The organism is Bifidobacterium criceti, from assembly GCF_002286935.1.
In the GTDB taxonomy this organism is placed as follows: domain Bacteria; phylum Actinomycetota; class Actinomycetes; order Actinomycetales; family Bifidobacteriaceae; genus Bifidobacterium; species Bifidobacterium criceti.
Genome location: NZ_MVOH01000028.1, coordinates 1 through 2,589, shown reverse-complemented (window position 1 = coordinate 2,589; position 2,589 = coordinate 1). Strand labels below are relative to the sequence as shown.

Genomic DNA, 2,589 nt, shown 5'->3' with positions numbered 1-2,589 from the left:
AAGGCCAAGAAATTCAGTGAGATGCTTCAAAACACATTGAACTCGTATCTCAACGGCATGCTTACGAATGTGCAGGTTATCGAAGAGCTCATCAACATGGCCAAAGAAATCATGAAGGATCGAGACGACGCGCAAAAGCTCGGTTTGAGCGGCGAGGAAATGGCGTTCTACGATGCGATTACCAAACCGCAGGCTGTCAAAGATTTCTACGACAATGACCAGCTTGTCTCGATAGCCAAGGAACTGACTGAGACTATGCAGAAGAGCGCTACGATAGACTGGCAAAGGAAAGAAAGCGCGAGAGCTGGCATGCGTCGGGCCATCAAACGTTTGCTGCGCAAGTACGAGTATCCGCCTGAGGGGGTTGATGACGCCATGAACACCATTATGGAACAATGTGAATTGTGGGCTGATGCCAAGATCTATGAATAGCAGGAAAGGCTTAGCATGGTGAAGAAGAAGGATAATACCGCCGAAATCGGCTTCGAGAAGCGGATTTGGGGCGCTGCAGACAAGCTTCGAGGCAACATTGACCCATCTGAATACAAGAACGTTGTACTCGGTCTGATTTTCTTGAAGTACATTTCTGACAAGTTCGACCAGAAATACCAAGATCTTGTAATGGAAGGGGAAGGCTTCGAAGAAGATCGCGATGAATACACAAGCGAGAACATCTTCTTTGTGCCAGAGAACGCGCGTTGGCAGACCATAGCAGCAGCTGCGCACACGCCTGAAATTGGTAAGGTCATCGATGAGGCCATGCGTCAGATTGAGGCTGAAAATAATAAGCTCAAGGGCATACTGCCGAAGGACTTCTCTCGACAAGAGCTTGACAAGCGGCGGTTGGGTGAAGTCGTGGACCTATTCACTAACGTGAAAATGGCCGAAAAGGGCGACAGTCGTGATATTCTCGGGCGCACCTACGAATACTGCCTAGCCAAATTCGCTGAAAAAGAAGGCAAGAACGCTGGTGAATTTTATACGCCGGCGTGTATTGTGAAGACATTGGTCGAAGTCATTAAGCCATATCACGGGCGAGTGTACGACCCCTGTTGCGGTAGTGGCGGTATGTTCGTACAGTCCGCCGACTTCGTCAAACGTCATCAGGGCAATATTAATGACATCTCCGTGTATGGTCAGGAAAGCAACCCAACCACGTGGAAATTGGCAACCATGAATCTGGCAATTCGTGGCATTGACGCGGATCTGGGCGGACACAACGCTGACACATTCTTTGATGATCTACATAAAACCGAAAAGTTTGATTTCATCCTTGCGAACCCTCCTTTCAACCTTTCCGACTGGGGAGCGAAGAAGCTCGAGGACGACGTGCGTTGGCAATATGGTGCGCCGCCGGACGGCAACGCCAATTTTGCATGGGTCCAGCATATGATACATCATCTCAACCGCACCGGTCGTATGGGCATGGTCTTGGCGAACGGTGCGCTGTCCAGTCAGACGAACAGTGAGGGTGAAATCCGTGCCAGAATCGTGGATGCCGATTTGGTTGAAGGTATTATCGCGATGCCTGACAAGCTTTTCTATGGTACTCCCATAGCAGTGAGTCTGTGGATTATCTCCAAGGATAAGAGACAATCCGGAAAGACCCTGTTTATTGACGCACGTGATATGGGAACCATGGTGTCCCGCAGGCTTCGTGAATTCACCGATGAGGACATAGCTAAGGTGTCGAATGCATTCGATGCGTTCAGAGACGGCACTTTGGAGGAAGAGAAGGGCTTTTCTGCTATCGCAACAATTGATGATATCAAGGCGCAGGACTACCTCCTGACTCCGGGCCGCTATGTCGGCGTCGCCGAGATGGAAGAAGACAGTGAGCCATTCGAAGAGAAGATGACCCGTCTGACCGCCGAGATTGCCAAATGCTTCGAGGAATCCAACCAGCTACAAGAGCAGATTAAGAAGAATCTGGAGGCCATCGGTTATGACATGTAGGACGTTAGGGCAAATATGCAGTTTCAAAGCTGGAACGGCATTTCCTAAAGAATATCAAGGATTATCTCAAGGTGATTATCCCTTTATTAAAGTCAAGGATATGAATTCAAAAGATAATACATGTTGGATTAAAAGTGCTGATAATTGGGTTTCGCAAGACATTGTTGCTGAGTTATCGGCCAAGATTCATCCTGCGGGATCCTCTGTGTTTGCCAAGGTTGGTGAAGCGATAAGGGCAAATCGCGTGCGACAGTTGACTAAACCCACTATTATTGACAATAATATGATGTCTGCTACGCCCAAAGTGGGCATTGATGCGGATTATTTATATTACTTACTGTGCTCCATGAAACTCTCGAATTGGGTAGATGGTACCGCCCTGCCGTATTTTAAGCAGAAAACATTGATGCAGATTGAGATAAGAGATCCAGGCTCTGTTGATCAACAGAGAAAAGTCGTTAGACTGCTAAGGTTGATCGACGATAAGATTAGTCTAAATAATCAGCTAAATGATTATTTAGAGCAGATGTGCCAAAATCTTTTCGACCGCTTCGATAACGATGAAGACAACCCGTTGGTGAAGATTTCCGATATTGCTGATGTGAATCCAAAAAGGCCCCTCAAGAAAGGAGA

The 2,589-nt window shown here is 47.5% G+C and carries 3 protein-coding genes; all 3 read left to right on the top strand.

What is annotated here, in order from left to right; all coding sequences use genetic code 11:
* Nucleotides 1-432, top strand: a 432-nt coding sequence (locus B1526_RS08805) for a type I restriction enzyme endonuclease domain-containing protein (protein WP_133088559.1), incomplete at its 5' end; no start/stop codon positions are given.
* A 15-nt stretch (nucleotides 433-447) separates the two neighbouring features.
* The gene (locus B1526_RS08800; RefSeq protein WP_095615678.1) at nucleotides 448-1,956 is read left to right on the top strand and encodes a type I restriction-modification system subunit M; all 1,509 of its coding nucleotides are present in this window, start codon (nucleotides 448-450) and stop codon (nucleotides 1,954-1,956) included.
* Nucleotides 1,946-2,589: restriction endonuclease subunit S (locus B1526_RS09015; protein ID WP_201260156.1), on the top strand; the 644-nt coding region annotated here is incomplete at its 3' end. The genes B1526_RS08800 and B1526_RS09015, both read left to right, overlap by 11 nt.

Excerpts from the sequence above, each read along its gene's own strand:
- B1526_RS08800 (WP_095615678.1), top strand. The coding sequence starts at position 448 with ATGGTGAAGAAGAAGGATAATACCGCCGAAATCGGCTTCGAGAAGCGG.